The organism is Bacillus sp. FJAT-29790, from assembly GCF_019039215.1.
In the GTDB taxonomy this organism is placed as follows: Bacteria; Bacillota; Bacilli; order Bacillales; family Cytobacillaceae; genus Cytobacillus.
The window spans coordinates 2,798,916-2,805,970 of record NZ_JAHNZZ010000001.1 but is presented as its reverse complement, the minus strand read 5'-3'; the positions used below and the strand labels follow the sequence as shown (position 1 = coordinate 2,805,970).

The 7,055-nt window shown below is 39.4% G+C and carries 5 protein-coding genes and 1 pseudogene; 5 read left to right on the top strand and 1 reads right to left on the bottom strand.

The window, feature by feature from the left end; translation table 11 throughout:
• Window positions 1–179: 179 nt before the first annotated feature.
• The 4 genes and pseudogenes from BGM26_RS21965 to BGM26_RS13205 all read left to right on the top strand — a co-directional run.
• Window positions 180–989, top strand: a pseudogene (locus BGM26_RS21965) (MCP four helix bundle domain-containing protein); the annotation flags it as partial.
• Complete coding sequence (locus BGM26_RS21960) at window positions 984–1,931, top strand: methyl-accepting chemotaxis protein (RefSeq protein ID WP_483297804.1); 948 nt, start codon at window positions 984–986, stop codon at window positions 1,929–1,931. The pseudogene BGM26_RS21965 and the gene BGM26_RS21960, both read left to right, overlap by 6 nt.
• Window positions 1,932–2,343: 412 nt before the next feature.
• Entirely contained in the window at window positions 2,344–3,786 is a 1,443-nt protein-coding gene (locus tag BGM26_RS13210) for an MFS transporter (RefSeq protein WP_217040255.1), read from the top strand.
• A gap of 14 nt (window positions 3,787–3,800) precedes the next feature.
• Window positions 3,801–4,988, top strand: a complete 1,188-nt coding sequence (locus tag BGM26_RS13205) for a M20 family metallopeptidase (protein WP_217040774.1) — start codon at window positions 3,801–3,803, stop codon at window positions 4,986–4,988.
• An 84-nt stretch (window positions 4,989–5,072) separates the two neighbouring features.
• Here BGM26_RS13205 and BGM26_RS13200 read toward each other — a convergent pair whose 3' ends face one another.
• Window positions 5,073–5,411 (bottom strand): YmaF family protein, encoded by a 339-nt coding sequence (locus BGM26_RS13200; protein ID WP_217040254.1) that lies wholly within the window; start codon window positions 5,409–5,411, stop codon window positions 5,073–5,075.
• Between the two features lie 152 nt (window positions 5,412–5,563).
• Between BGM26_RS13200 and BGM26_RS13195 the strand changes: the two genes are divergently transcribed.
• Window positions 5,564–7,030 (top strand): response regulator transcription factor, encoded by a 1,467-nt coding sequence (locus tag BGM26_RS13195; protein ID WP_217040253.1) that lies wholly within the window; start codon window positions 5,564–5,566, stop codon window positions 7,028–7,030.
• Window positions 7,031–7,055 lie beyond the last annotated feature (25 nt).

Genomic DNA, 7,055 nt, shown 5'->3' with positions numbered 1-7,055 from the left:
TCCCCGCGGAAAGCAAGTGCCCGCAGCGGAAATCAACGGGCAAACTTTGTAGGCTAAAAACAACAATATATTCGAAAACAGCTTTTTTTTTGCTCTGTTAATGGACGGTAATTAAAATTCAGAAGAAAGAAGGAAATTCTTTATTGATGTCGAATTATTCATGCTATTAAGTAAATTTTATGGGTATAAAATACTATCTTACTTGGAAGGGCCTGAACATCATGTTTATTAAAAACTTTAAAATCAAAAATAAATTATTAGTGTTAGTTATGACATCAATCATATTTCTTATCAGTGTTAGTGCTATTGGTTACATATATATGAGTCAAATGTCTAAAAACACAGAGGAAATGTATTCAAACCGCCTAATTCCAATAAAAAACCTTAATCTGATTCGCAATAACAATCGTGCCCTTGATTCCTTCGTGCTGGAGTTAATGATCACAACCGACAGGGCGAAAAAAGTGGATTTAGAATCAAGAATTAATGAGAGATTTGATCAAAATCTACAGCTAATGAATGAATACGAAGGTATCTATCTTAATACCGATGAAAAGCAAAATTTTTCCCACTTTAAGGAACACCTCAAAACCTACGAGTTGGAACTTCAAGGAATAGTTAAGCTGGCTTTAGAAGGGAAAACGACAGAAGCGTATTCAATTTATTCGACTCGATTGAATGATGTACGCGTTGGAGTCAGTGGGTATTCAGATGTTCTGAGTGAAAATGATATAAAAGCTGCAGATGATTTAAGTAAAACAAATGCAGACAAAAAGAACGAAGCCACAATGATTATGCTGTCCGTTTCATTCCTTGCCGCTATTATTTTTACGCTAATTGGATACATCATTATTAAGTTGATTACAACCCCTTTAAAAGAAATTCAGCATCTAATGGCTAAGGCTGAAACAGGTGACTTCACAATAAGTGGAAATGTTCAGTCGAAAGATGAAATTGGGTTATTGTCTACATCGTTTAACAGCATGGTGAATGGAATACGAGGACTCATCCAACAAGTTTCTCAAACATCCGGTCACGTGGCTGCATCCGCTGAGGAGTTAACGGCGAGTGCTGAGATGACGAATAATGCAACAGAACATATCGCAAACACAATCCAAGAATTGGCTGTCGGAACAGATAAGCAAGTTTATAGCGTCTCGGAAACGAAGAAAACAATAAATGAAATGTCGGAAGGCGCCCATCAAATTGCCAGCAATGCACAAAAGGTATCAGAAACGGCACTCCTTACTTCTGAAAAAGCATTCGATGGAAATAAAACGATTTCGAATGCGATCCATCAAATGAACTCAATCAGTCGAACGGTGTCTGAATTAGGAGAAACGATAAAAGGATTAGGTGAGCGCTCAAAAGAAATTGGATCAATTATTGAAGTGATTACGGAAATATCTGCTCAAACAAATCTGCTTGCATTAAATGCCGCGATTGAAGCGGCGAGAGCGGGAGAACATGGACGTGGATTTGCTGTCGTAGCAGATGAAGTTCGCAAACTAGCCGAACAATCAACAGGATCAGCTCAAAAAATTTCACATTTAATCACCTCGATTCAAAGTGAAACACAATCCGCCATTCTTTCTATGGGGCATGCCTCCACTGAAGTAAAAGAAGGCATTGTAATTGTGAATACAGCAGGTCATTCATTTGAGCAAATTCAAGACGCTGTTAAAGCGGTTGCTGATGAAATCCTTGAAGTTTCTTCAGCTGTCATGCAAATGGCAATAGGCTCAGAACAAATTCTTGAATCCATTAATGTTGTGAACGAAGTGGCTGCAGCAACCGTAACTGGGACAGATGAAGTTTCATCAGCAACCGAAGAACAATTAGCCTCAATGGAAGAAATAACGGCATCCTCTAATGCTTTATCCCAAATGGCAGAGGAATTACAAGAATTAATCGGAGAATTTAAGTTTTAAATTCCATTCATAATCCTTCCATAGGAAGTAAAAAAGTCATTGATGCGTTTGAAGCAACAATGACTTTTTTACGTTAAGAAATTGGTAGCGTGGAAATTTTTTGTCGCTGGTGCTAATTTCCATCGTTGTCCCTAAGCATGTTCCTGTTTATATCTAGAACATTTCTGACTTATCAAGCACATTCCGGAACTAATCGAGCAGAATTCTAAACTTATCGAGAACTTTTCTAATCATATCAAGCATAGGTGTAACTACACTTCACTTTCCGGGCTCACTCAAGCGGATAAATTTCTTTTTATAAAATGAAATTTATCCTAATTTTATCCAAGATTATTTTGAATAATATATGTAAACATTAAAGTTGAAAATATTAACACTAATTTTTGGATGAAATAAACGGGAGTGGTTTATTATGGAAGAAGCTTATAGAGGGACAAATAAAATGATTATCGGGATCGTGTTTGGGGTTATTACGTTTTGGCTTTTTGCTCAGGCGATGGTTAACGTTGTCCCAGCTGTTCAGTCCGATTTAGGTATTTCGCTTGGAACGCTAAATATTGCGATTAGTTTAACGGCTTTATTCTCAGGTCTTTTTATCGTAGCAGCAGGTGGGCTCGCCGATAAGGTTGGGCGAAAGAAAATGACTTATTTAGGTTTAGTATTAAGTATTGTTGGTTCCCTTTGTCTTATATTTGCACAAGGTGCTTTTTTGTTGATCGTTGGACGTATCATCCAAGGGCTTTCTGCTGCATGTATCATGCCTGCGACAATTGCGCTAGTGAAAGAGTATTTTGAAGGTGCAGAACGACAACGTGCGCTTAGCTACTGGTCCATTGGTTCTTGGGGAGGCTCAGGCGTTTGTTCTTTTGCAGGAGGTGCTATTGCAACATATATGGGCTGGAAGTGGATTTTCGTTTTCTCCATTGTATTTGCTCTTCTTGCAATGCTGCTCATTAAGGATACGCCTGAAAGTAAAGGGGTGCAAACAGCTACTTCTAAATTTGATTTTGGCGGATTGGTTGTATTTATAGTCACAATGCTAGCCTTAAACTTAGTGATTACACGAGGCGGAAATTTCGGGTGGACAAGCGCACTAACATTAGGATTAATTGCAGTAACAATCATAGGTGCGGTATTCTTTATTAAAATCGAAAAGGGGAAATCGCACGGATTTATTGATTTCGCATTGTTTAAAAATAAACCGTATACAGGTGCTACTGTTTCGAATTTTTTGCTAAATGCTGTAGCAGGTACGCTCGTTGTTGCGAATACGTATGTGCAAGTGGGAAGAGGATTTACTGCATTTCAGTCTGGGATGTTATCACTAGGTTATTTAGTGGCGGTCTTAGTAATGATTCGTGTCGGAGAGAAATTATTGCAACGTACTGGTGCAAGAATGCCAATGATTTGGGGTTCAGTACTTACTGCCGTTGGTGTAGGGGTAATGGCTTTAACATTCTTACCAGGTGTCACCTATACCATAGTCGTTTTTATCGGCTTTATGTTGTTCGGCATTGGGCTTGGAATGTATGCCACTCCGTCGACGGATACAGCCGTATCAAATGCCCCTTCAGAAAAAATTGGTGAGGCTTCGGGTATTTATAAAATGGCAAGTTCACTTGGCGGCTCGATGGGTGTAGCAATATCTGGAACGGTTTATGGGTCGATTGTAGCGGTTGGCAGTGTTGAAACTGCTGCATCTGCTGGAATTATAACAAATGTCGTTTTCGCTGTACTTGCATTACTTTCCATTATGTTCACGATTCCGAAGAGCAGTACAAACAAATTGGGTGAAACTTCGTCAGAAAAAGAAATTCATGACCGCTCACTCATTTTAAATAAAGGGAGACAATGACAATGACAATGACAATGAGAAGAGATTTAATGGGAATGTTAGAAGCTCGCAAAGATGAAATGATTCAAATTCGCCGTCATTTACATGAAAATCCAGAGCTGTCTTTTAAAGAGGAAAAAACAGCGGAGTATATTGTCGATTTTTATAAGGGAAAAGATGTAGAAGTTCAAACGAATGTAGGAAATGGATACGGAATTATTGTTACCATTAAAGGCGGAAAGCCAGGAAAAACAATTGGTCTTCGAGCAGATTTTGATGCCCTTCCAATTGTTGAAGAGACGGATGTTCCTTTTAAATCAAAAAATGAAGGTGTTATGCATGCATGCGGACATGATGGGCATACAGCTTATTTATTAGTTCTAGCTGATTGTCTCATTCAGTTAAAGGATTCAATTTCAGGCACAATCAAAATTATTCACCAGCACGCAGAGGAAACGCCTCCAGGCGGGGCAAAAAGTATTGTTGAGTCAGGCGTACTAGATGATTTAGATGCTGTATTTGGAACACATTTATTTCCCACGAACCCCGTAGGTGATGTAGGCTATCGCAGTGGATATTCGATGGCAGGCAGAACGTATTTCAAACTAGTTGTCCAAGGAGTTGGCGGACATGGATCTACGCCACAATCAGCAAACGACGCAATTGTTGCTGCATCCCATTTTGTCACAGCTGTTCAAACGGTTATTAGCCGCCGATTAAATCCTTTTGATGTCGGTGTTGTAACTATCGGTTCCTTCGACGGAAAAGGTTCCTTCAATGTCATCAAAGACAGTGTTGAAATTGAAGGAGATGTGCGTTACATGAACGTTGAAACGCAAGAATTAATTGACAAAGAAATTCACCGTATTGCTAGTGGAATTGAAGCGATGTTTGGTGTTGAATGTGATCTAACATACACAGCGGATTATCCGCCATTATATAACGATCCAAAAATTACAGCCGATGTTGTGGCAAGTCTTGAAAGCATGAATGATCCAGATATTAAGCAAGTTCTTGAATTTCCAATGTTCTCTGGTTCAGAAGACTTTTCATACTATGCACAAAAAATCCCTGGTTGCTTCTTCTATATTGGCTGTAAACCAAAAGGGGTAGAAAAAGCCTTTTTCAACCATCATCCGAAATTTGATATTGATGAGGATGCTCTACTCGTAGCAGCAAAGTCTGTTGCCCAAGTAGTTTGTAGTTACTATGGATTAGATTAAAAGGCTGGTAATTGTTTTCTGAAAATAAAAGCCCGAATTTTGGCCGCCAAAAGTGCGTCTATGAATTCGGGTTATTCACATGTCCTATTTACTTCCAGGCGCTGGCTGGTCGACGCCTCTTACCCTATGTCGGTGACCGTTGTTTTCTGTCGTATAAAAATCATAATGGTGCACATGCATCCCGTTACCGATCGGAATGGCCGGACCAGAATATGCCTTGTAATGATGATTATGACCATCCTCAAAGAGGACATATCCTTCTGTATAATGAATATGGTTCCCATCTTGCGTCTGTATAGGGGGAGAAGTAATGTCTAAACATTGATGAACATGCCCCGCATCAACAGAAGTATAATCAACAGATCCATGATTATGATGTGGAACAAATCCTTGTACAAAATCATCTTTTGCAACCCTCTTCAAACAACTCACCTCTACAATAATATTTTTAATCTTTTAAATGTATATGCTCCAAAAAAAGTTTATAATTCTCCTTTTAATAAAAAACAGCTCCCTACCGAATGAAATGGTTTGTTATGATGTAAGAAAAGGGAAAAAGGAATTGAGGTGCCGCATTGGACATTCATGTGTTGGCGAAAGATGCCTTAGAAGCGCAGGGGATCCGGTGGATAATGGAATCACATCTTACTGGGGTAAAGCTGACTTTGTGGAATTCGATGGAGGAATTTTCCGAAAGTGTGCAAAAGCAGCGTCCAAACCTTGTCATTCTGGATATGGACGGGTGGGCACAAAGCAGTGACGAATTTTGCGAGTTAATGAAGCAGCAGAGGATTCGCTGGTTGGGAATTTCATCCGAACGCATTTTTCAAACTGCCTATCGTGCACTTCGGTTTCGTGCAGAAGATGTGTTGTTTCGTCCATTTTCTCCGGAAGACTTAATTAAACATGTACAACAGCTTCGTTATCAAACACGAAATGAGCAGCATTTCTTTGTGAAGAATACAGAAAACGAAATGAATACATATGCAATTAATTACCCGGATCTTTTCTTGCAAAATCAAAACCACTCATTCCCAGTAACGATGATTGCCTTTTTAACACCGAATTCAGAAACACTTCAGCTTGTTTATGATGCATTACAGCGTTATCCTTTTCCGGGTAAATACCGGCTGTTTGCGTTGTCCGATTTCATTCTATGTGTGCAAGAAAGTGCTAAGATAGAAACAATCAGAGAAGTATATCATTCCTTCCTTTCTCGCTGGAAAGAGCGGATGGATGAACCTCTTGCTATTGTCATAAACGTGTCGTCAGGGGATTCATTAAAAAAAACATATCAGCAGACTCGACAATTAACAAAAAGTATCTTTTTTGAAGGCTATGACATTATTTTGACAGAAAATGAACAAATGTCTTCACAGGAAATGGACCCGTTTCTTACTCCTCTTGAGCAGCGCCAGTGGATAGAAATGCTCGAAAAACAAGACACAAAAGCGATCAAAGAATGGGTAGAACACGAATTTTTAACTTACGAGCAGCCTTATCCTGACCCGGAAATGGTTCGCATTCGTCTCACTAGTGTGCTTGCACAAATTCGGCGGCATATGAAATCGTATAATCTCCAACATGCATCCTTGGAAACGGTCTACCATGAGGTTTTTCAACAAATTGTGCACAAGCCTGTCATCTATCAAATTGTGCAAGAATTATTGGCGTTTACGACGCGTTTGCTTATCCAAGTACAAGAGCAATTACAAGAAGGTCCTCGTACACTTGTGGAAAAGGCAAGAGAATTGATTGAATCTAATTATTGGGACTCGGGGTGGAATTTAGCTGCCTGCGCCGATGCTCTTCGTATCAATAAAAGTACACTTAGCCGACGTTTCGCAGCCGAATCAGGACAATCGTTTCGGATTATACTTCATCAAGTGAGGATAAGGGAGGCAAAACGTCTGCTGCAAGAAACGGATCTGTCATTGGAAGAAGTAGCACGCTTAACAGGCTATTCCCACCAAACGTATTTTAACGCGAAATTTAAACAACTTGAAGCGTGTACACCATCAACTTATCGATCGGGATTATAAGGAAAAGGCGATTCATTTTAATGGA

Excerpts from the sequence above, each read along its gene's own strand:
- BGM26_RS13205 (WP_217040774.1), top strand. The coding sequence starts at position 3,801 with ATGAGAAGAGATTTAATGGGAATGTTAGAAGCTCGCAAAGATGAAATG.
- BGM26_RS21960 (WP_483297804.1), top strand. The coding sequence starts at position 984 with ATGGTGAATGGAATACGAGGACTCATCCAACAAGTTTCTCAAACATCC.
- BGM26_RS13210 (WP_217040255.1), top strand. The coding sequence starts at position 2,344 with ATGGAAGAAGCTTATAGAGGGACAAATAAAATGATTATCGGGATCGTG.